The organism is Limosilactobacillus ingluviei DSM 15946 (genome assembly GCF_001435775.1).
Lineage (GTDB): Bacteria > Bacillota > Bacilli > Lactobacillales > Lactobacillaceae > Limosilactobacillus > Limosilactobacillus ingluviei.
In genome coordinates this window covers 37,878-59,726 of sequence record NZ_AZFK01000028.1, presented here as the reverse complement: position 1 = coordinate 59,726, position 21,849 = coordinate 37,878, and the positions used below count along the sequence as shown (strand labels likewise).

Genomic DNA, 21,849 nt, shown 5'->3' with positions numbered 1-21,849 from the left:
GGGCGTCACTATATTAAAGGAGGAATTGCGATGTACGATTACCGCAATGATTTAATGACCATCATCCAAAATATCGGCGCCAGCCCAGCCGAACTGGCGCAAGGCCGCACGATTCTGCAAGCAGCGCTGAACTTGATCAACGCCCTGCCAGTCGATAGGACCAGCCGGCCAACTCACCGGCGCAACCACCAACCCCCGGCGCACCAATTCCAGATCAAGCGCCACGAAACGGCCCCGCGCCGCACCCCGGTCGCCCCACCCGCCAGTCAGGCCCCAGCAAAATCAGCTGCGGTCGCCAAACCGAAGGCCGCCCTGGCCCCAGCCGTGCCGAGCGGCCAACCGACCCCAGCTAGTGCAACCACGGTAAAGCCGGCGCCTGCCCCGGTCATCAGCCAACCAACCGCGCCGCTGCCACCGTTGAATGGTGATCAGTATGCCGCCTTGAACAAGCTCAAGGGCCTGGCGCAGGAATTAACCGGTTTTATTAACCAAACCAACACTGCTGTCCCTGCTTTTGTGAACCTGACCAAACGGCTAGCCAAGCTCGAAGCGGACTTAAGTGAAGCTGACCAAACCGTCCTGGCCAGCCGGCTCACCCCGGTGAAGCAATTGCTGGCCCAGGCCCAAGCGGTAATGGCCCCTCGCCTGCCCAAGCCGGCGCCCCAACCCAAACCGAAACCATCCCCGGCTAAGGCGACCAAGCCCGTGCCAAGTGCCAACCCCATGGCGGCGGCCCTGGCCAAGGAAGATGTTAAAAAGGCCCCGGCGCCCTTTAACAGTCAAAAGGGGCAATACGTCGTCCAACGGGAGCTGACCGGAGCCCAACTATTGACCGACAGCGGCCAAGCAGCTGGTCACATCAGCGAAACAATCGTCCGCAAGTTTAACCTGGTCTCCGGGACGATCGTCAAGGCCGACATCAACCCGACCGATATTTTCGTCCACAAGGCCCTGCGCCAAATTGATCACCTTGGTGACCTGAAGTTTGACGATGCCCAGCAGATTCAAACCTTTGACTTTGGGGTGGTAAACAAGCATAAGCGGCACTTGCGGGTCACCTTTAATTCCAACAACGAACCGCTATTGGTCAACGGCAAGAAGTACGCCTTCTTATTAGATGAAGACAACTTGCAAGCCACCAACGGCTCGATCGTTGAATTAGCTTGGTACACCAACGATCCGGACTCCATGCGGATTCGCTGGACCTACCCAACGACGGCTGAAAAAACGGCGGCCAAGCAAGCTGCCAAAAAGCGTGCTAAACCGGCGACCACGCTCAGTGTTCCCACGGAAAAACGCTACCCCGGCATTGATTTGAGCGGCCAAACCGTCGCCGTCTTAGTCGGCAACCGCCAAGAACACGAAGACTACGAAGCCACCATCCGCCTGTACGGTGGGGAACCAACCGTGATCGATGGCTTCAAGACTCAAAAGAGCTACCTCAAGAGCAAATTGCGCGGCGCGGACCTGGTCATCCTCGTCAAGAGTAAGGCCCACCACGGGACTTCGAAAGCCGTAGTGGACTTCCAAAACCAACTGGGTTACAACTTTGCCGTGGCCAACACCCTCTCAATGGGCCAATTTGAAGACGCCCTCTACCGGGCGGCCAACGGCTTCCCAGCCGACACCGCCAGCTTTGCCAACCAAGACTTGACCGATCAGATCGGCGCGGCTTTGGATAAGGTGAAGAAGTAAATCATATTTCTAATCCCGGCGTGCTTTGCCACGCGGGGATTTTTTAGCTTTCATGCGCACGGGCCGCCACCATTTTAGCTGCCAACACCGCCGGAGCTGAAGGCGCCAAAGCGGTTGCCAAGCCTCCCTGCTGCAAGACGGCTTTGATTGGGTCCACAGCCAGTGGGACACCACTGAGCGCTTTTTCCAGGGCCGTGGCCTGGCTTTGATCAACGGTCAACAAATCGCCAGCCAGGCTGACCTGACTTAAGCGTTGCGCTTGTACCGCAAAACCAATGCCAAAGTTCCCCACACCCGGAAAATAGGCATCAACGTAGTACGGGGTCCGGTTGTGACCATAAATCCAACTGGGTTGCCCATACTTTTGCTGAGCCAGGGTTTGCACCGCTGCCCACTCCGTAGAGGTCAGCTGAGTAGTTTGAAGGTCGTTTACCCTTGCCACTTGCCGCAAAATCGCCACTTGCAAATCCTTAACCGTAAACTCCGCTTGCTTCAAATACGGCTTGAGATTAATGACCCGTTGGTGGACCGAATGAATCCCCCGGTTGGCCAACTTGGCTGGTGACGGCGTCAAGACGTGACTGGCCGTTGCCGTATCAACGTCAAACATCAACGTTCCCCCGTACGACATTTGCTTGCCGACCTTGGCAAAGGACATCCCGGAAAATTTTCGTCCCCGATACGTTAAATCATTCCGGCCCGTCATTTGAGCATCAATCCCCAGCTCCCGTAAGGCCGCTAAAATTGGCTGCAGGTACTGTTTCAACTGCGCGTTTTTGTCTGCGCCAGCTGGGGCAATATAGACATAGGTTAAATCACCCGCATCAACATAAACGGCCCCACCACCAGAATTGCGCCGCACTAATGCAATTTCGTGCGCGCGCAAGTAGCTCAGATCCACTTCACGGTACACGTTTTGAAAGTGCCCACAAATCACCGTTGGCCGGGCTGGCGAATAAAAGTACAGCAACGTCTGCCCCACAAAGCGCGGGTGTTGCTGTAAAAATTCCGGTAACGCTTGAAAGGTCAACATGTCCTTTAACAATTCGCCCCCGTTTTGTAAATCCAAGTACAGCATTGCTTTCATCCCCTCAATAACTATTGCCATTATTGTAAGCGTTCCGCCGGCTGATTTGAACTAATTTAAAAAAATGAGCAATTTTGTGATTTTATATACAAAAAATCACTAACGGAACCCCGGGTATGCCCTTTCACTTGGCCCGCCTAGTTTAGCCAATCGTTAGCGGCTTGAACTTAGCAGGAATCTTATTGTTCGTTAATTGCACTGTAATTTATTTTTTTATCTCCGTTTCAGCAATGGTTAGACTAAACTTAGCTCGTCCCTGTTATGTTCGCCTTTCTAAGGACATTCGACGAAAAATTCATACAAGAAACTTTGTCACCCTAATTTTTCATATAATTTTCCATAAATTGCTGACCCGCCAACTCCTAGCCGACGGGTTTAAATAGACATTTATCTAGTTTTCGTCTATCAAACTGTGAAAATAATTACAAATCACCCGCCAAGCCAACTGTTGAAATCGTTTTCAACAAGATTAAAATTAAAGCAATAACCATTAAATTTTTAAAGGAGTCTTGATCATGCACTGGAATAAAAAACGTTTCTTCACCGCCTTAGCCGCAACGGCGGCAGTGGTCGGCTTTAGTTTGGCTGGAACCTTGGGCTGGCAACACTTAAAAGCCGCCCAAGCGGCAACCAACGATAAAAAGACCCTGGTCGTTGCAACTCCTGGGGATATGTATGCTTCTTCATTCCATGATAAGAAGGGGCACCTGACGGGCTATGAAGTTGAAATCGCCCGCCAAGTTGCCAAGGGATTAGGGATGAAAGTGGAATTCAAAGAGTTGAATGTCGCGGGTGAACTAACCGCCGTCGCGTCTGGGAAAGCCGATTTAGCTGCCGGGAACTTTAATCTGTCCTCCGTTTATGCCAAACGGTACCTCTTTTCAACCCCGTACAAATACTCCTTTGGGGGATTGCTGGTCCGGGCCAAAGACCAATCCAGCATCCACTCTTGGAGTGATCTAAAGGGTAAGAAGTCCGCAGGGGAAGCCGGGACTTCCAACCAACGTTTCGCTCAATTCATGGGTGCGAAATTGGTCAACTACGATAGTGCCAATGGGTTAATGAATGACGTGGCCAACGGCAAGACCGATTTCATTCCAAATGACTACTACGGCTTAAGCACTGGCATGAAGCGCAGTAAGATCCAAGGCTTGACCATGGCCAAGGGACTGTACTACCGGACCAACCTGATGGGCAAAGGGATCGGCTTTTTGATCAACAAGCATGAACCCGGCCTGCAAAAAAAGATCAACAAGGAACTGGCCAAACTCCAAAAAGATGGGACCCTCTCTAAGATTATGATTAAGTACTACGGCCACGATCTAACGAAAAAGCCGGCCGATAAGGACGTGAAGTACTTTAAGGTGCCAGCTTCGGTCAAGGGGGAATAACCTATGCAAATCCAACGGGTCGAAATCTATCAACTACACTGGGCCCGGCTGAAGAAGTACTGGCATCCCGTCGTTGTGCGCCTCATTACTGACACTGGGGTAAGTGGCTTTGGCGAAGCGGGGATTGCTTATGGCCATGGTCAAACCGCCGCAGTCGCCGCCCTCAAAGACCTTGGGCAAATGTTAATCCACCAGGATCCACTGCAAATTGAGCATCACTGGCAACGCTTCTATCAGCATACCTTTTGGGCCAAAAGCGGTGGGGCGATCTTTTATTCCGCCATCAGTGCCCTGGACTGCGCCCTTTGGGACTTGAAGGGGAAAGTCCTCGGGGTCCCGGTCTATGAATTGTTAGGTGGGCAAACCAATGCTAAACTACGCGCGTATGCCAGCCAATTACAGTACGGTTGGGAAGCTCAGTCTCGGCTGGTTAAAACCCCCGCTGAATTTGCTCAAGTGGCGAAAACGGCGGTGGAAGAAGGTTATACGGCTTTCAAACTGGATCCGCTCCAGTTTGAAGAAGAGCAACGCTTTGTGGCGAACCGTTACCTCTTATCCCAACACCAGCTCCAAGCAGCCGTTGAGCGGGTTGCTGCTGTGCGTGAAACGATTGGCCCTAATGCTGATCTGATCGTCGAATGTCACGGCAAATTAGAACCCCAGGCGGCCATTCAATTTGCTCAGCGCCTCGTTCCACTGAACATTTATTACTATGAAGAACCCTTTAGTTCTTTAGAGCAGCAAGAATTTGCGACCGTCGCTCAACATACGGCGATCCCCTTGGCGACTGGTGAACGCTTAACGACCCGGTGGCAGTTCAAACCCTTCTTAGAACACCAAAGTGTCGGCATCGTCCAACCCGATCTTGGCGTTTGCGGTGGAATTTCTGAAGCGGTAAAAATTGCCCACCTCGCCAGTGCCTACGGCGTCGGGGTGCAATTCCACACCTGTGGCGGGCCAATTGCGACCGCTGCAACGCTGCAAGTTGAAGCTGCCATTAGCAATTTCGTGATCCACGAAGAACACGAGATTAACTTAAAGCCTGACAACTACCAAAGCGGCCGCTTCCACTACCAACCCGTTGATGGTTACTACCACGTACCCGACCGTCCTGGGATCGGTCAAGCCCTCAGTGAACAAGCGATGGAAAAGGCCAAGCTAACCGTCGTGGAATAATAAATCGGTCACCTTGCCAGCAAGCAAAGTGACCGATTTTTACGTTCGATTATTCCGCAACTTCCGCGATCCGAATCACGAAATCTTTCGTCAAATAGGAGCGGGCGTTTTGCAAGAAGTCTTGCAAGTGCGCCGTCTTGTTGTGGGCATCAATGGCAGCTTGATCCGCCCAATTTTCAACGATCATAAACTTATTTTCGTCGAGGCCATCAATCAAGTAGGTGTAAAAGAGGTTTCCTTGATCCTGGCGCGACTTTTCGACTAGGTTCTTTAAGTAGTCCTTAAAGGCGTCGCGCTTAGCTGGATCAACATCGCAGTGCACATTAATCAAAATCATCGAAAGACCCCTTTCTGTTTACCGAGATATCGCTTACATTACCATTATACAAGCTCAATCTGGTCAAGCTCAACTGATTTGCCAAGCAGTCAATAGCCACGTTGAAAATCGGTACACCGATACTCGCCCGCCTCTTCTTCCACGACCGCTTCAAAATGCCGTAAATGTCCGCGCAACTTAAAGAAGCCGGTTACCTCATAGTCGCCATCATCATTCTGCTCAATTTCCCATTCCCGTTGGTATAGGGCGGGAAAACGGGCCCTTAGGTACCTAAGCTTCCCCTTCTTGACGACAGCCCGTTTGATGGCCGTTTCTTGGGACGTGTCGGATGCTGCAACTAGTAACGCAGTTTGACTAAGGCCAAATAATAATAACCCCAGTACCAATAAAACCATTAAGCCAAACCGAGACTTCATAATCTCATTTCCCCTTTAACAGTCATTTCTTCTAAGTGTATCAAATTATCCTGCTCACCAACCGCCTTTTTAGTCATTCCGGGTCGCATACAAGTAACTAAGCCGAATCACCCCTGCTTCGCGGCGCGGGTTGCGAAAAATTTGAACCTTACGACTGGTCGGCGCCAAGCTCGGCTGCGTCTTCGTATAATCAGTAATCGCGTGCGGGACGCTATCGATCAGAATAAAAACAAAGTCGGCCGCCTGCATTGCCGTAAAAATCGCCCGCGGTTGATCCTCATAACCATCCATCAGCTTTACTTCCACGTACGGTTTTAATTCATCCGCAAAGGCTTGGGCCGGCTTATTGCCCACCACCAAGACCTTCTGTTGAGCCAGCCAAGCTAGCTGGGCCGGCTGAGTTAATTTGATCCCCCCTTGCTCGCTTTGACCAGGCTGGCGCTTTCGTTTGACCGTCGCTCGCAACTTTTGTTGATGGTGGTCAACCTGATTGATTACTGGCAGCACCCGCACCAGGGCATACGTTCCCGTCGCCAAATCACGCCGGGCCTTAATTGCCACCCCATCCGCCAACTTAGGATTTTGCTGTTGGCTATCACTGACCAACAGCGGAAATTCTCGTTGATGATTAACATCATGAATAAAATACTGATCATCAACAATCTTTAAGTAACCATAAACAAACTTAAGCGCCGCCGGCTGGCCGCCGAGGGTCAATTGACTGGTCTCACTAAACGTTGCCAACATTTTTTCATTTAATTCCGCCAAACGATCATATTGACTTAGCGTTGTCGGATCAAGGTGATTAATCAAGCGCCCCAGCCACTCTTCGCCCCGAGTATTGGCATGTTGAGCACGCTCCCAAGCCATTTCCTGCTTCAAGCGCTTTAGTTGGTGACGGGTACCGTCACTATTTTACTTGGCAGCCTTATATTTCTTTTCCCATTCTTTCCGCTCACGCCGGTATCGTTCCTGGCGTGCCAAGCTATCGGCAACCAGCCGGCGTTGCTCATAAAAACACCGGGCGGATGCTTGGTAAGCCAAGATCCACCAAGTCGTCAGCGCTGCCTGCCGTTCGTGAAGCGAATGCATCGTTTCTGAGCCATCCCAACCACACGCCGCTAAAAATTCCCGTTCTTTTTGCACTTGCGCCAATGCCTCCTGGGCACGGGCCAATTCAGCAGCACTTTGAGCTTGTTGTCGAGCTAGCTCAGCGTCCGTTTGATGCCGTAGTTGGCGATTAGCCAAACGTAACTGGTGATTGGTTTGCCGCAGTTTACGCAGTTGACACGCTTGCTTTTGAACTTGCCGAGCGGCTTGGGCGGTCTGTTGATTTAGTCGTTGCTTTAAACTTGCGATTTGCCGCTCCAAGTGCTGGACCTGTTGGTTAGACTGCGGGGCCGCTTTAACTTGGGGGGCGTGATCAACTGACGGCTGAGCCTGTTTTTGTTTCGCCCGTTGTAATAATGCCACCCGGCGTTCCTTTGCTTGCGCCACTTGTTCTTTGCGATTCCCTTCAAACTTCGGCCGTTTCATCTTTATGTTTCGCGACACGTTCCCCACTCCTTCCAATAAAGCAAACTTTTATTCATCATATCAGAACTAGTGAGCGTTTTCAGTTAATTCATCCCTGTAAAACAAAAACTCGGTTACCACTCAACATTATAATGAGTTGGTAATCGAGCTTAGTTTATGTCAGTAACACAGTAAAAATATCATCACTTAAATAGCTTAAATTTGCGACTAGTTTCTGTTAAGCCTAACAGGCCCACCATACTTAAGGCTAAGGCTCCCACTAAGGTTAAGTTGAACCGGCTGATCAGCTGTATCAGCTTGAGCAGTCTGAACGCCAATCACCGTTGTTCCAGCTAAGGCAGCAGCGGCAATAATCGCTTGTTTCTTATCCATAATCGAACCTCACTTAAATTTCATAATTTCTTAAATTCTTCAGAGAAGTTTTACCAAATTATTTTTATCTAATCTACATACATTTTGGTTTATCAGTGGATTCGATCTTTTTTTCATTACATAATTTCTACTAAAATACCCTCACGTCAGTTATCTGACGTGAGGGTATTTATAAGATTATTTCAGCGCCTTATCACCAATATCATGACGGTATTCACAGGCTGGTTCATCCAATTGCGCTAAATAATCGTACACTTGCCGTTGCGCCGTAGCTAGCTTCGTGGCCGTGCCGATCACCATCAGCAGCCGGCCGCCAGCGCCCGTCAAGGCGTCCAAACTCCCGGCGACGTTGGCATAATCAATTGCGATCCCCGGCGCTTCAGGGAATGGGCCCAAGGCTTGGCCATGAACTGGGGCTTGTGGGTAACCCTTGGCCGCTAAGACCACGCCCAAGACCGCCTCCGCCTTTTCTTCGATCACCGGCATTTCACGATCGTTTAAGCAGGCGTCGACCAGATCAAAGAGATCGGTGGCCAGCCGTGGCAGAATCACCTGGGTTTCCGGATCACCGAGTCGGACGTTATATTCAATCACCTTCGGTCCCGTTGGCGTCAGCATCAGCCCAATATAGAGAATCCCGTGGTAGTGATAGCCCCCGGCAATCAGCCCCTGAATGGTGGGTTCAACGACTTCATCAATCATTCGTTGCCGATCAGCCGGCGCCAATTGGGGCAGCGGACTGTAAGCGCCCATCCCCCCGGTATTGGGGCCCTGGTCACCATCGTAAGCCCGCTTGTGATCCTGGGCCATCGGTAAGATCCGGTACTGGCCGTTTTCAATCAGGACAAAGAGGGAATATTCCGGCCCCGTCAAGCACTCCTCCAGCACCAGGCGGTCCTGGCCGGCGGCAAACATCTCCTTGATCGTCGTTTCCGCCTTGGCCTGATCCGGGGCGATTACGACCCCCTTGCCACCTTCCAGCCCGTTGGCTTTAATCACCAGGGGGAAGCCGTACTGGGCTACGGCCGCTAAAGCGGCGGTCGCATTATCGTAGGTAGTGTGCTTAGCCGTTGGCACCCCGTACTTATTCATAAAGTTCAGGGCATAATCCTTCGACCCTTCCAGTTGAGCGGCCCGTGCCGTTGGCCCCAAGATCTTTAAGCCGGCCTGGTGAAATTCATTGACAATCCCGTCCACCAGGGCGGTTTCCGGGCCGACAAAGGTCCAGGCGACTTGGTGGGTCTGGGCAAAATCAATTAAACCAGCAAAGTCATTTTCCGCCAGCGGCACGGTTTGGACACCGACGCTGGCCATTCCGACGTTACCCGGGGCACAGTAGACTTCTGCCACCTGGGGGCTTTGCTTTAAGGCCTTGGCGATCGCAAATTCGCGGCCCCCCGCGCCGATTACCAACACATTTTGTTTGTTCATGATCATTCCTCCAGCCCCAATTTTAGTGGCGGAAGTGGCGAATCCCGGTAAAGACCATCGCGATCCCGGTCGCGTTGGCCGCGTCGATTGATTCTTGGTCCCGGACCGAACCCCCTGGTTGGACGATCGCCTTGATACCGTGTTCGGCCGCGAACTTCACGCAGTCGTCAAACGGGAAGAAGGCATCTGAGGCCATCACGGCCGTGTCGTCAATCGCCTCCCCAGCGTGCTTAACGGCAATCTTAAGCGAATCAATCCGGTTCGGTTGGCCAGCCCCGACCCCGAGGGTCCGTTCACCGTTGGCCACCACGATCGCATTGGACTTGACGTGCTTAACCGCCTTCCAAGCAAAGGCCAGCGTCTGCAATTGTTCTGGCGTTGGCTGGGTCTCAGTGGCGACTTGCCAAGTGGTCGGGTCTTCAGCTAAGACGTCTTCATCTTGAACCAACAATCCGCCCATCACAGAGACTAATTCAGGTTCCGGCGTTTCGGGCGCCTTGAAGTCAACTTGCAACAAGCGCAGGTTCTTCTTTTTGGTCAAAACGGCCAGGGCGTCTTCATCAAAGCTTGGTGCAATGATGATTTCCAAGAAAATTTGGTGCATCTTTTCGGCGGTGGCCAAATCAACCGGCCGGTTGAGGGCAATTACCCCACCAAAAATGGAGACCGAATCTGCCTGGTAAGCCCGGTCCCACGCGGCCTCTAACGTTTCGGCCGTCCCGATCCCGCACGGGTTCATGTGCTTCATCGCCACGACGGTTGGCGCCGTAAATTCGCGCACCGTCCGCATCGCCGCGTCGGCATCCTTGATGTTGTTGTAAGACAGCTGCTTGCCGTGCAGTTGCTTGGCGCTAAGCAGGGAGAAGTTGGTGGTTGGGACCGCATCCCGGTAGAGGGTCGCCTTTTGGTGGCTGTTTTCCCCGTAACGTAGGTCCGCTTCCTTATCAAAGGTCAAGGTCAGCGTCTTAGCTGGCGTGGTGGCGATCTGCTTGGTCAAGTAACCGGCGATCACGGCGTCGTAAGCGGCGGTATGGCGGAAGGCCTTCGCGGCCAAATCGGCCCGCAATTCCGCGCTGGTGTGTCCCGCCGTCTTTAATTCCGCCAGCACCCGGTCGTAGTCGTCACTGTCGACGACGACCGTCACATCGCGGTAATTCTTCGCCGCCGCCCGGATCATCGACGGGCCGCCAATATCAATGTTTTCAATTGCATCGGCCAAGTCCTTGGTCTGATCTTCAATCGTTTGTTTGAAGGGGTAGAGGTTCACGGCCACCAGGTCGATCGGGGTAATTTCCTTTTCCGCCAGGGTCGCCATGTCGTCTTCCCGATCACGCCGGGCTAAGAGGCCGGCGTGAACCTTCGGGTGCAAGGTCTTGACCCGGCCGTCCATAATTTCCGGAAAGCCCGTGACTTCTTCGATGCCGATCGTGGGCAGGCCCACATCATCCAAGGCCCGCTTGGTCCCACCAGTGGAGACAATTTCAAAGCCGGCTGCCACCAGGCCCTTGACAAAAGGTACCAATCCCGTCTTATCCGATACACTTACTAAGGCACGCATTACTTTTCCTCCTCATTTTCCAGTTGGGTCAAGACATCCTGCAATACTGCTGGGTACAGCTCATGTTCTTTTGCATGCACCCGGGCTTCCAACGTCGCTAAATCATCCGTCGGCAAAATCGGGACCGGCGCTTGGGCGATAATCGGCCCAGAATCCAGCCCGGCATCGATATAGTGGACGGTCACCCCGGTTTGGGCATCGCCAGCTTCAAAGGCCCGTTCTATCGAGTGCAAGCCCGGATAGGCCGGCAAAAGGGCCGGGTGGAGATTGACGATCCGGTTCGGGTAGGCCGCTAAAATCGTTGGCCCGACCACCCGTAAATAGCCCGCTAAGGCGATGAAATCAATTTGGTAATCCTTGAGCACCTGCAGCAAGCGGGCTTCATAGGCGTCTTTGCCACCACATTCCTTAACGGTAAAGCTGACCGCCGGAACGCCAAACCGAGCGGCCCGCTGCATCACCGGGGCGTCCGGGTGGTTGCAAAACAGCAGGGCCAATTCGCCTGGCAACGCATGTTGTTGGTAGCGTTCGGCAATGACTTCAAAGTTGGTCCCGTTCCCGGACGCAAGAACTGCTACTCTCATTTCTCTTCCTCTTTCTCTTCCGTGCCGTTCACCGTCACCCCTTTGATGACCAGCTTGGCCGCGCCAGCTGGTCGGGCCTGCAAGCGACCGACTTCAACGGCAGGTTCCCCGGCCGCGGCTAGGACCGCTTGCACCGAAGCCACTTGGTCCGGCGCCACCGCTAAGATCAGCCCAAGCCCCATGTTAAAGGTTGCAAAGGCATCAGCCAAACTCAAGTCGCCGGCTGCCAGCAACCAATCAAAGATCGCCGGGCGGGACCACGTGGCCGGATCAACCACCGCTTGGAGCGCGTCACCAAACATCCGTGGTAAATTCTCCGGTAGCCCGCCCCCAGTAATGTGGGCGATCCCGTGAACCTGACCGGCCTGAACCAATGGTAAGACGGCGGGCACGTAAATTTTAGTCGGTGTCAGCAGGGCTTCGCCGAAGCTGGCGCCAGCAAGGGCGGCCGGCCGGTCGGCATAGGTCATCCCGGCCTCCTGGACGATTTGGCGGACCAGGGAGAAGCCATTCGAGTGCACCCCGCTGGATGCTAATCCCAATAAGACATCGCCCGCCTGGGGCCGGTCAGCCGTCAACAACTGCTCCTTTTCAGCCGCGCCGGTCAGGGTTCCGGCCAAATCGTATTCATCTTGCGCGTACATGTCCGGCATTTCAGCCGTTTCGCCACCAAGCAGGGCACATCCCGCTTGCCGACAGCCTGCCGCTACCCCGCTGACGATCGCCGCCATCTTGGCCGGTACGTTCTTCCCGGTCGCAATGTAATCCAAAAAGAAGAGCGGTTCCGCCCCCTGGGCGAGAACGTCGTTGGCGCACATCGCCACCAGGTCGATACCGACCGTGGTGTGATCCCCCACGGCCTGGGCAATCATCAATTTGGTGCCGACCCCATCGGTGCCGGCGACCAAGACCGGGTGGTGGTAATTCAAACTTCCTAAATCAAACAACCCACCAAAACTGCCGATTCCGCCGCGGACGCCGGGCCGCTTGGTCGAGGCCACGTCGGCCTTGATCTTTTTTACCAGTTCATAGCCGGCGGTGACATCCACCCCGGCGGCTTGGTACCGATTCATGACTTGAGTTGCTCCTTTCGCATCCGTTGTTCCTGCGCATTAAATGACGCAAGGTAGCTTGCTTCGTAATCATACAGCGGCGTCGGGTAATCCCCATTGAAGTAGGCCACCGTCAAGCCTTGGTAAGGCGCATCGCCAGTGTCCTTGAGGTCGATGGCCTTAATCAAATTAGCCACGCTCAAGAAGTGGAGCGAGTCGGCACCGATCTGCTGGCGCATTTCTTCGATTGAGTAGTGGGCCGCCATCAATTCCGCCCGGGTCGACACGTCAATCCCGTAGAAGCACGGGAAACGGAACGGTGGGGAAGCAATCAGCAAGTGGACTTCCTTGGCCCCGGCGTCGCGCAGCATCTTGACCAACTTTTGCGAGGTCGTCCCCCGCACGATCGAATCATCAACGACGGCGACTTTTTTACCAGCCACGACCCCCCGCACGGCAGACAGCTTCAGCGCCACCGCCCGTTCCCGGAGGGCTTGGGTTGGTTGGATAAAGCTGCGGGCGACGTATTGGCTCTTGATCAACCCCATTTCATACGGCAATCCTGCCCCTTCGGCATACCCGGAAGCGGCCGACAGTGAAGAATTCGGCACCCCAATCACAATATCGGCGTCGACGGGGTGTTCTGCCGCCAAGAGTTTGCCCATCCGCTTGCGCGCGTTATGCACCGTCACCCCGTGAATGATCGAATCCGGCCGGGCAAAGTAGACGTATTCCATCGAGCAGATTGCCAATTGGGTCTTGGTCGTAAAGTGATCTTCATGCAAGCCAGCCCGGTCGATGACCAACAGTTCCCCGGGTTGGACATCCCGGAGCAGTTTGGCCCCGACAATATCCAAGGCACACGATTCACTGGCCACCACGTAGGCCCCGTCCGGCAGCTGGCCTAAGACCAAGGGCCGAAAGCCATTCGGGTCCAAGGCTGCAATCAAGCGGTCCTTTTGTAAGAGCAAGAAGGCAAAGCCCCCGCGCAATTCGTTCAAACTCTGCTTGAGGGCGGGAATGAAGCCCTGCTTAATGTGCTTACGAATCAGGTGAATCAAAATCTCGGAGTCCGAGTCAGATTGGAAGACGGCCCCTTCATCTTCTAATTGCCGCCGCAAGGTCACTGCGTTGGTCAAGTTCCCATTGTGGGCCAGGGCCACGTCCCCATCGTGAAAGCGGAATAAGAAGGGTTGGACATTGGCTAGGGTGTGGCGCCCCGCCGTGGCATAGCGCACGTGCCCAATCGCTGCCTCGCCCACCAAGTGGTCCAAGTCGGCCTGATTTTTGAAGACCTGGGCCAACAGCCCGCGGTTGCGGTACTGATACATTTCAGTGCCATCGGTCGTGACGATCCCGGCCCCTTCTTGGCCCCGGTGTTGCAACGTATGCAAGCCCAGGTAGGCTAGGTGGTTGGCTTCTGGCGCCCCGAAGACCCCAAAGACCCCACACTCTTCATTTAATCCTTTGATTTCAGCTGGCACGGAATCGCCTCCTCCCAGATCGTTTGCAATGCTTGAACGTTTTCGTTGACTTGCCCATCGGCCAGCCGAACTTGCAGCCAGTGACTGTTGGTAACTTCCCCGACCTTAGTGACGGCCGTCCCTAAGGCCGCCTCAAAGGCCGCCGTGTGTTCAACCGGCACCGTGACAATCATCCGCCCGGCCGTTTCGGCAAAGAACTGGTCCTTGGTCAAGGTTAACGTTAAGTTAACCCCCAGTTCAGTCTTAAAGAGGATTTCGGCTAAGCCGACCCCCAGACCCCCTTCAGCCAGGTCGTGCGCACTGGCGATGTGACCAGCTTGCATTTCCGCCAACAAACGGTGGAAGTTGTCCCGCGTGGCCTGCAGATCAAAGTCCGCTAAGGCCCCGGCAATGTCGCCGGTCAGCAGCTTTTGTAATTCAGAACCCGCAAAGTCGTCCCCAGTTTGCCCCAGCAGGTAAACGGCATCGCCAGCGTGTTGGGCGGCCATTGGGATCACCCGGTCCAGGTTTTTGATCAAGCCGACCATCCCCACCATCGGCGTGGGATGGATCGCCTGACCGTTATTTTCGTTATATAAGGAGACATTCCCGGAAATGACGGGGGTATCAAAGACCCGGCAGGCTTCCGCCATCCCCATGACGGAATGGTGAAGTTCCCAGAAAATTTCTGGATCGGTCGGGTCCCCGTAGTTCAAACAGTCAGTAATCGCTAATGGTTCGGCCCCGGTCGCAATCAAGTTCGCAGCCGCTTCGGTCAAAGCCATCTTGCCCCCGATTTCGGGATCGAGGTAGACAAAGCGCCCATTGCCATCGGTCGTCATCGCCAGCCCCTTGCGCGTGCCGCGCACCCGCAGAACCCCCGCATCCGAACCTGGCCCCACTACGGTTGAGGTCCGGACCATCGAGTCGTATTGTTCAAAAAAGACCGACTTATCAGCAATCGTGCTTTGCGCCAACAGTTGGCGCAAGGTCGCGCCGGCGTCCTTGATTCCCGGCACCCAAGCGGGCGCTTGCTTAGCCGCTTTTAGGCGGGCGGGCTCGCGTTCTTCACTGGCTTCTTCCAAGACGTCATCGGTCAAGGTCGAAACCGGAATGTGGCAGACTTCTTGACCGTCGTGGTGCAGCACATAGTCGTGACCGGCGGTAATCCGACCAATGACCACGGCTTCCAAGTCGTAGTTCTTAAAGATCGCTTGCACATCTGCTTCGTGCCCCTTGACCACACAGAGCAACATCCGCTCTTGCGATTCCGACAGCATGATTTCGTAAGCCGACATGTTGGGTTCACGTTGCGGAACCAAATCCAAGTTTAATTCCATCCCGGCTTGCCCTTCGCTAGCCATTTCGGCACTGGAGGAAACAATCCCGGCCGCCCCCATGTCTTGGATGCCGACCAGCCAGTCGGCGTGTTGTTCAATCAATTCCAAGCAGGCTTCCATCAACAATTTTTCCATGAAGGGATCCCCGACTTGCACGGCAGAACGCTGGGTCGCATTTTCATCCGAGAAATCCGCTGAGGCAAAGGTCGCGCCGTGGATCCCGTCCCGACCAGTCTTGGCGCCTACGTACATCACGGCGTTGCCAATCCCGTTTGCCGTCCCCTTTTGCAGGTGCTTTTGGTCCATCAACCCCACGCTCATCGCATTGACCAGCAGATTACCGGAATAGCAGGGATCAAAGGTCGTTTCCCCCGCAATCGTTGGAATCCCCATGCAGTTGCCGTAATCCCCGATCCCCTTGACGGTGTCTTGGACCTTCATTTTCATCGTGGGGTTATCCAGCTCGCCAAAGTGCAGCGAATCCAGTGAGGCGATCGGCCGCGCGCCCATCGAGAAGATGTCCCGCAGAATCCCACCAACCCCCGTGGCCGCCCCTTGGTAGGGTTCGACCGTCGACGGGTGATTGTGGCTTTCGGCCTTAAAAACGACCGCTTGGCCATCGTCAATGTCAACTACGCCGGCCCCTTCTCCCGGCCCTTGCAGGACGCGGGCGTTCTTGTTAGGGAACAGGCGCAAGACCGGCTTAGACTTCTTATAAGAACAGTGTTCACTCCACATGGCGGAGTACAGTCCCGTTTCCGTGTAATTTGGCAAACGGCCCAGCAACTCTTCTGCAATGTAATTGTATTCGCGTTCAGAGAGGCTCCAATCCAAGTACGGCTTTTGCGCCTTGATTTCTTCCGGTGTCATTGCTTGTTTCATCGGTCATTTATCCTTCCTGCGTGCTAAGCTAGTCGGCAGCTGCCGGCGTCAGTAACGATTTGAACAGGCGTAAACCATCCGTATTGCCCAAAATTGCTTCCACCGCCCGTTCGGGGTGGGGCATCATCCCCAAGACGTTGCCGGCTGCATTGGTAATCCCCGCAATGTTGTTTAAACTGCCGTTGGGATTTTCTTCGGCATAGCGGAAAACGACTTGACCGTTGGCTTCCAGTTGGTCCAAGGTCGCTTGGTCAGCGTAAAAACTGCCGTCGGCATGGGCAATCGGCAAGTTGATCCGTTCATGAGCGGTGTATTGGTGGGTAAAGCGGGTCTGGTTGTTCACGACTTCTAAGGCCACCGTCTTGCAGACAAAGCGTTGGCTGTCATTTTTCTTCAGCGCCCCCGGCAAGAGCCCCGCTTCCGTCAGGATTTGAAAACCGTTGCAGGTACCAAAGACCGGCGCCCCCGCCTTGGCGAGCCGAATGACCTCCTTCATCACGGGCGCAAACCGCGCAATCGCGCCCGCCCGCAGGTAGTCCCCGTACGAAAAGCCCCCGGGAATCATCACCCCATCAAAGCCGGCCAAGCTGGTGGCTTTATGTGATACGTATTCAACGTCGGCCCCGCAGACCGTGTGCAAGGCTTCATAGAGATCCAAATCACAGTTGGAACCCGGAAAAACAATTACCGCCAGTCTCATTACTTTTCCTCCATCACTTGGTACGTGTAGGTTTCCATGTTGAAGTTAACCAGCAGTTGGTCCGCAATCGCTTGGACGGCCGCTTCCACATCAGCCGTCTCGGGTGCAAAGGTCACGTCAAAGAACTTGCCGACCGTGACCCCGGTGACCCCTTGGTGGCCCAAGGCGTGGATCGCATCCTTAATCGTTTCCCCCTGGGGATCAAAGACTGATTGCTTGTAGGTAACAAAGATCCGAACTTTCATGCTAGGCTTCCTCCTTGAGTGCGGCTTGCAGCCGGGTAAAGACAGTTTCGTAAGTCGTAGTTAAATCGGCGAGGTGGCGCCGGTAAACATCCTTATCCAAGTGATCCTTGGTCGCAGTATCCCATAAGCGACAGTTGTCGGGCGAAAATTCGTCCGCTAAGACAATGTGACCATCGCCCAGGCGCCCAAATTCCAACTTAAAGTCAACCAGCTGCATGCCGGCCTTGGCAAAGAGCGGGGTCAATAAGGCGTTGACTTGCCGACACAAGTCCCACATCCGGTCCAATTCCGCCGGGGTGGCCAACTGCAGCCCGACCGCAGCGGAATTATTAATGAAGGGATCGTCCAATTGATCTGACTTATAGAAGGTCTCTTCTACTGGTGCCGCTAAAACTTGCCCTTCTGCTAACCCGTAGCGGGACGCGAAGTGGCCAGCGACCACGTTGCGGGTCACAAATTCGAGCGGGACCATTTCGCATTTTTTTACCAGGTCTTCCGTCGGCGAAAGCTGCTTAATAAAGTGGGTTTCAATCCCGTGGTCAATCAAGTAGCCGAAGACCAGGTCCGAAATGGCCTTAGCGGCTTGCCCCTTGCCGGCAAAGTGATCCTTTTGTTTCCCGTTTAGGGCCGTAGCTTGATCCAAATAAACCACCCGCAGCACTTCGGGATCTTCCATTTGCCACATTTGCTTGGCCTTTCCGGTGTACAACAACTTTTCCATGAACGCGACTCCTTCATAATTTCCGAACATTAACAACATTCGCGGATCCTTTATTCGCGATTTCAAGCTAAGAATAGCAGAATCTAGCTAGCGGGTCAATTAAAAACCCGGATTTTAAAACTTAAAATAATTAAGTTCGTTCGATAATTACGGGAATTTAAATGGTTTTACCTCGGCAACCAAACAACAATAACGAACAATAGCTGGTCAGCCGATCACGATCACAAGCCTGGTCCAGCCGCCAAGAAAACGGCACCAAAAAAGCGACCCCCACCAGTTAATTCTGGTAAGGATCGCTAAAGTCAATCAGGCTTTAACTGAAGTTAATTTCGGGTTAGTTTCCGGCGCCAGCCAGGCACAGATTACCGTCCCCAGCAATAAGACGACTCCACAAACCAACATCGTGACGTATGGGCCGGCCACTTCAATAATTACTGGCAACACAAAGGTCCCAGCGGCCGCCCCAAACCGGCTCATCGTAATGACAAAGCCCACCCCGGTTGCGCGGACCTTAATGTCAAACAATTCAGTTGTATAGGTATAATCCAACAATAAGGACGCCGAAAGGGTCACGGCAAAAATAATGAAAATGGTCAACAACAACGGGTTGCTCATTTGCCGACCAAAGGTCATTAAGAATAAGCAAACCGTCGATACCCCAAAGGTCGTAATTAAAAAGACCCGCCGACCAAGCCGTTTAAAGGTCACCAGCCCCAAGACCGTCCCGCCGATTAAAGCCAGGTTGTACAAACTTCCCGATAAGAAGGCATTGGCCACCCCTAAACTCTTTAACAAGACCGGCAAGAAGATGCTGACCCCGAAGAAAGCAAAGGCTTGGGTGGCATAAAAGGCACTACCGACCAGCGTTCCCCGCCGGTACTGCTTGGAAAAGAGGAGTCGCCAGGAAGCCGCTTCCGCTTGTTTCACGTGGAACCATTGCTTCGGCAAGCCCCACTTTTTCCCCATCCGCTTTTGGACCACCCGTTGGGCGCGCTTAGGCTTCCCCTGACTGGCCAACCAAGCCGGGGAGGCCGGGATTTTGACGACCGTCCGAAAGAGGGCGGTAATCAGACTAAAGACCGCGGACGAGGCTAACAACAAGCGCCAGTCCGCCAACACGGACCCTAAGATAAAGGAAAGGGCAAACCCATACGCCCAATATAACAACAGGTTGGTTTGCTTTTGGGTACCGTGCTCTTTAGGTAACCACTCAATCAATAAGGCATTGCCGACCGTATAGTCGATTGCCATCATCAAACCTAACCCAATCCGCAGTAAAAATAACAGCATTGGTGACGTCGTGAAGAACTGCAAGAGTGCCAAAATGGTGAACAGGTACATATTTCCCATCAACATTTGCTTCCGGCCAAAGCGGTCGGCCAAGTTCCCCATAACTAAACTGCCGGCCAGCCCAATCAAGGCCCCGGCCCCCAGCAAGCCCAACCAAGCTGAACTAAAGCCCAACTCAGTTTGCGCCAGGTCAAAGGCCGTCCCCGCAATCCCCAGGGTATACCCACACGTGAATTGCCCAAGGACCACCGCCCAGTAGATCAGGGCATGGACCTTCAGAAAGGGGGCCAACTTAAAATTTTTCAGCTTTCTCACCGCTGCATCGATACGCATCTACTCCTTTACGTTCGTTTATTATCGTAATTGTTAATAATACCGTAACAGGATTTCTGAAACCAAGCAAATCAACGGTCCTTTCTCGAACAGCCCCTGACCGCATTAGCAATAGGGTTCATGCTAAGTTTTTAAGATTTTCTAAAGTGGTGAGAAAACCCTCATTTTCACGGCGATTTCTGAGAAATTCACGCCTTTTTCTTATTTTTGCCAATCGTCCGCTGGGCGGTCATCCCCAAAAGAAAAAAGCGGGGGGTGCCCCGCTTCCTTTTGCCTATTCCAACAGCATTCCCGCGCGCTTAGCCTTTAAGCCCCACAGGATGCAGACAGTATCCACCACTTCTTGCAGCATTGCCCCGACGATCGTTGGCACCCAGCCCGTCGAACAGATCAGCATTAACCCGGTACAAACCGCGATCCCAATCCAAACCGCCTGCTTGGCAATCTTTAAGGTATCTTCAGCGATTGACACGGCTTCGGCGACCTTTTGCAAATTATCGGTCAGAATCACCACGTCGGCCGATTCACTGGCTGCCGTTGAACCGTGCGCCCCCATTGCGATCCCCACATCCGCTACTTTTAAGACCGGCGCATCATTCACCCCGTCCCCGACCATGATGCTGGGCCGGTGATCCTGGGGCAAGTCATTTAAATGGGCGACCTTGTCCTTAGGCAGTAAATCGCCGTAGACCTCGGTAATTCCCACTTCACTGGCAATCCGCTCAGCAATCGCTTGGCGATCTCCCGTGACCATCATTAAATGAGCGACCCCAGCGGCTTGCAGGCGTTGCAAGGTGATGGAAGCTTCAGGCCGCAGCTGGTCGGCTAATTCGATCCGGCCCCAGTACTGACCGTCGACCGCGACGTAAACCGCGGTGGTTGCGACCTCTTGAACAGCCGGATCAGTGGTCACAAACGCCAGCTTGCCCACCTTTACTTCCCGGCCCGCAATGGTGGCCACAATCCCCTTGGCCGTCACTTCACTCATCGCCGTTGGTTCGACTAACTGCAACCCTGCTTCCTTAGCCTTGGTTACAATCGATTGGGCCAAGACGTGCCCGGAGGTCTGTTCCGCACTGGCTACCAACTGCAGCAACTCGCTTGCCTTTTGGCCAGCCGCCGGCACCACCTGACTGACCGCTAGATTCCCCTTCGTCAGGGTCCCCGTCTTATCAAAGGCGGCCGTCTTCGCCGTCGCTAATTTTTCAATCACGGCCCCGGTTTTGACCACAATCCCCGCGTGCGAAGCCCGGCTCATCCCCGAAACAAAGGCGACCGGCGCCGCTAAAATCAACGGACACGGCGACGCTACCACCAGGACTTGGGCAAAACGGACCGGATCCTGGGCAACCCACCAGGCAATTCCGGCAATCAAGTAGGAAACCAACGTAAACGGCAAGGCGTACCGGTCGGCTAACCGAACAAAGTCCGCCGGGGTTTGGTCGGCTTGCTTGATTAATTCCACCAGTTGCTGGTACTGACTGTCCTGCGCCGTCCGCTCAACGCGCATCGTCAGCGTCGCATCACCGTTGACCGAACCAGACAACAGTTGGTCGCCGACTTCCTTGTCCAAGGGCTTGGATTCCCCGGTTAACGAAGATTCATTAACCGTACTTTCCCCCTCCAGGACCGTCCCGTCGACTGGGACCAGCTCGCCCGGCCGTACGACCACTTCTTGGCCAACGGTTAACGCCTCAACCGGCCGATCCACCAACTGCCCGTCAACCTTCACGTGCCCCGTCCGGGGACTGTTATCCAGCAAGGTCTTTAACTCACTGTGGGCCTTGGCATTGGCGTAGTCTTCCAGGGTGTCACCCCCGATCAACATCAGTAAAATCACCATTGCCGCCCAATATTCTCCCACGGCCAGGGTCGCCACGATGGCCGTTACCGCTAAGAGGTCGACCCCGTAGTCCCCGGTCCGCAACTTCTTGATCATTTCAACCAGCATTGACAGGGCGATGACCCCGCCGGCGACGGTATTAATCAATTGGGCCCCGCCCGGGTGGCCAAAGCCCCATTGGCAAACCGCCGCTACCACGGCTACCCCGCCTAGTAACATCAATTTTTGCTTGTGACCCATGATGGCGCCCCCCTTTTTAAATTCCAGTTGTTCTTTATCTACATTATAACGCATCTAATCTAATTACACTGGCCTTTCCCGCTATTTCCGGACCAAGCAGTTACCCATTCTTGGAATATCTTAAAATTCTTTTTATCCTGATGCAGCATAGAGAACG

Annotated in this window: 20 protein-coding genes; 3 read left to right on the top strand and 17 right to left on the bottom strand. The window is 53.9% G+C overall.

Translation table 11 applies throughout. The annotated features are described in order from the left end of the window. Window positions 1–30 precede the first annotated feature (30 nt). Entirely contained in the window at window positions 31–1,695 is a 1,665-nt protein-coding gene (locus tag FC43_RS04325) for a DUF2325 domain-containing protein (protein WP_019206676.1), read from the top strand. 43 nt (window positions 1,696–1,738) lie between these two features. Here FC43_RS04325 and FC43_RS04320 read toward each other — a convergent pair whose 3' ends face one another. After that, complete coding sequence (locus FC43_RS04320; protein ID WP_081583835.1) at window positions 1,739–2,803, bottom strand: lipoate--protein ligase family protein; 1,065 nt, start codon at window positions 2,801–2,803, stop codon at window positions 1,739–1,741. Between the two features lie 494 nt (window positions 2,804–3,297). Here FC43_RS04320 and FC43_RS04315 point away from each other — a divergent pair, with 494 nt between their 5' ends. Both FC43_RS04315 and FC43_RS04310 read left to right on the top strand, forming a co-directional pair. Further along, a complete protein-coding gene (locus tag FC43_RS04315; RefSeq protein ID WP_056954359.1) occupies window positions 3,298–4,173 on the top strand; it encodes a transporter substrate-binding domain-containing protein in 876 nt (291 codons plus the stop codon). A 3-nt stretch (window positions 4,174–4,176) separates the two neighbouring features. Then, complete coding sequence (locus FC43_RS04310; RefSeq protein ID WP_019206672.1) at window positions 4,177–5,349, top strand: mandelate racemase/muconate lactonizing enzyme family protein; 1,173 nt, start codon at window positions 4,177–4,179, stop codon at window positions 5,347–5,349. Window positions 5,350–5,398: 49 nt separating this feature from the next. Here the strand turns inward: FC43_RS04310 and FC43_RS04305 are convergent, their stop codons facing one another. From FC43_RS04305 to FC43_RS04235, 16 genes are all read right to left on the bottom strand, one after another. Beyond that, window positions 5,399–5,686, bottom strand: coding sequence for a putative quinol monooxygenase (locus FC43_RS04305; RefSeq protein ID WP_019206671.1), 288 nt, complete (start codon window positions 5,684–5,686; stop codon window positions 5,399–5,401). 89 nt (window positions 5,687–5,775) lie between these two features. Continuing rightward, window positions 5,776–6,102, bottom strand: coding sequence for a hypothetical protein (locus tag FC43_RS04300; protein ID WP_019206670.1), 327 nt, complete (start codon window positions 6,100–6,102; stop codon window positions 5,776–5,778). 69 nt (window positions 6,103–6,171) lie between these two features. Further along, entirely contained in the window at window positions 6,172–6,972 is an 801-nt protein-coding gene (locus FC43_RS04295) for a hypothetical protein (protein ID WP_019206669.1), read from the bottom strand. A gap of 45 nt (window positions 6,973–7,017) precedes the next feature. Then, window positions 7,018–7,656, bottom strand: a complete 639-nt coding sequence (locus tag FC43_RS04290; RefSeq protein ID WP_155818355.1) for a hypothetical protein — start codon at window positions 7,654–7,656, stop codon at window positions 7,018–7,020. A gap of 189 nt (window positions 7,657–7,845) precedes the next feature. Continuing rightward, window positions 7,846–8,010: a hypothetical protein gene (locus FC43_RS11040; RefSeq protein WP_019206667.1), complete on the bottom strand. Its 165-nt coding sequence runs from the start codon at window positions 8,008–8,010 to the stop codon at window positions 7,846–7,848. Window positions 8,011–8,187: 177 nt separating this feature from the next. Further along, window positions 8,188–9,441 (bottom strand): phosphoribosylamine--glycine ligase, encoded by a 1,254-nt coding sequence (purD, locus tag FC43_RS04285; RefSeq protein WP_056954357.1) that lies wholly within the window; start codon window positions 9,439–9,441, stop codon window positions 8,188–8,190. Between the two features lie 22 nt (window positions 9,442–9,463). Then, window positions 9,464–10,999, bottom strand: a complete 1,536-nt coding sequence (purH, locus tag FC43_RS04280; RefSeq protein ID WP_056954355.1) for a bifunctional phosphoribosylaminoimidazolecarboxamide formyltransferase/IMP cyclohydrolase — start codon at window positions 10,997–10,999, stop codon at window positions 9,464–9,466. Next, window positions 10,999–11,583: a phosphoribosylglycinamide formyltransferase gene (gene purN / locus FC43_RS04275; RefSeq protein ID WP_019206664.1), complete on the bottom strand. Its 585-nt coding sequence runs from the start codon at window positions 11,581–11,583 to the stop codon at window positions 10,999–11,001. Before purN ends, purH begins: the two co-directional genes overlap by 1 nt. Beyond that, window positions 11,580–12,656 carry a phosphoribosylformylglycinamidine cyclo-ligase gene (purM, locus tag FC43_RS04270; RefSeq protein ID WP_019206663.1) on the bottom strand — a complete coding sequence of 359 codons (1,077 nt, stop codon included), beginning with the start codon at window positions 12,654–12,656 and terminating at the stop codon, window positions 11,580–11,582. Before purM ends, purN begins: the two co-directional genes overlap by 4 nt. Next, on the bottom strand, window positions 12,653–14,119 hold the full coding sequence (gene purF / locus FC43_RS04265) for an amidophosphoribosyltransferase (protein WP_019206662.1): 1,467 nt from the start codon (window positions 14,117–14,119) through the stop codon (window positions 12,653–12,655). Before purF ends, purM begins: the two co-directional genes overlap by 4 nt. Next, on the bottom strand, window positions 14,095–16,320 hold the full coding sequence (gene purL / locus FC43_RS04260; RefSeq protein ID WP_019206661.1) for a phosphoribosylformylglycinamidine synthase subunit PurL: 2,226 nt from the start codon (window positions 16,318–16,320) through the stop codon (window positions 14,095–14,097). Before purL ends, purF begins: the two co-directional genes overlap by 25 nt. A 28-nt stretch (window positions 16,321–16,348) precedes the next feature. Then, window positions 16,349–17,020 carry a phosphoribosylformylglycinamidine synthase subunit PurQ gene (gene purQ / locus FC43_RS04255; protein WP_019206660.1) on the bottom strand — a complete coding sequence of 224 codons (672 nt, stop codon included), beginning with the start codon at window positions 17,018–17,020 and terminating at the stop codon, window positions 16,349–16,351. Continuing rightward, window positions 17,020–17,265, bottom strand: a complete 246-nt coding sequence (purS, locus tag FC43_RS04250) for a phosphoribosylformylglycinamidine synthase subunit PurS (protein WP_019206659.1) — start codon at window positions 17,263–17,265, stop codon at window positions 17,020–17,022. The genes purQ and purS overlap by 1 nt, the downstream gene beginning before the upstream one ends. A gap of 1 nt (window position 17,266) precedes the next feature. Then, window positions 17,267–17,986, bottom strand: coding sequence for a phosphoribosylaminoimidazolesuccinocarboxamide synthase (purC, locus tag FC43_RS04245; RefSeq protein ID WP_056954370.1), 720 nt, complete (start codon window positions 17,984–17,986; stop codon window positions 17,267–17,269). A gap of 306 nt (window positions 17,987–18,292) precedes the next feature. Continuing rightward, on the bottom strand, window positions 18,293–19,609 hold the full coding sequence (locus tag FC43_RS04240) for an MFS transporter (protein WP_056954353.1): 1,317 nt from the start codon (window positions 19,607–19,609) through the stop codon (window positions 18,293–18,295). Between the two features lie 274 nt (window positions 19,610–19,883). Further along, window positions 19,884–21,692: a heavy metal translocating P-type ATPase gene (locus tag FC43_RS04235; RefSeq protein WP_056954367.1), complete on the bottom strand. Its 1,809-nt coding sequence runs from the start codon at window positions 21,690–21,692 to the stop codon at window positions 19,884–19,886. Window positions 21,693–21,849: the final 157 nt, after the last annotated feature.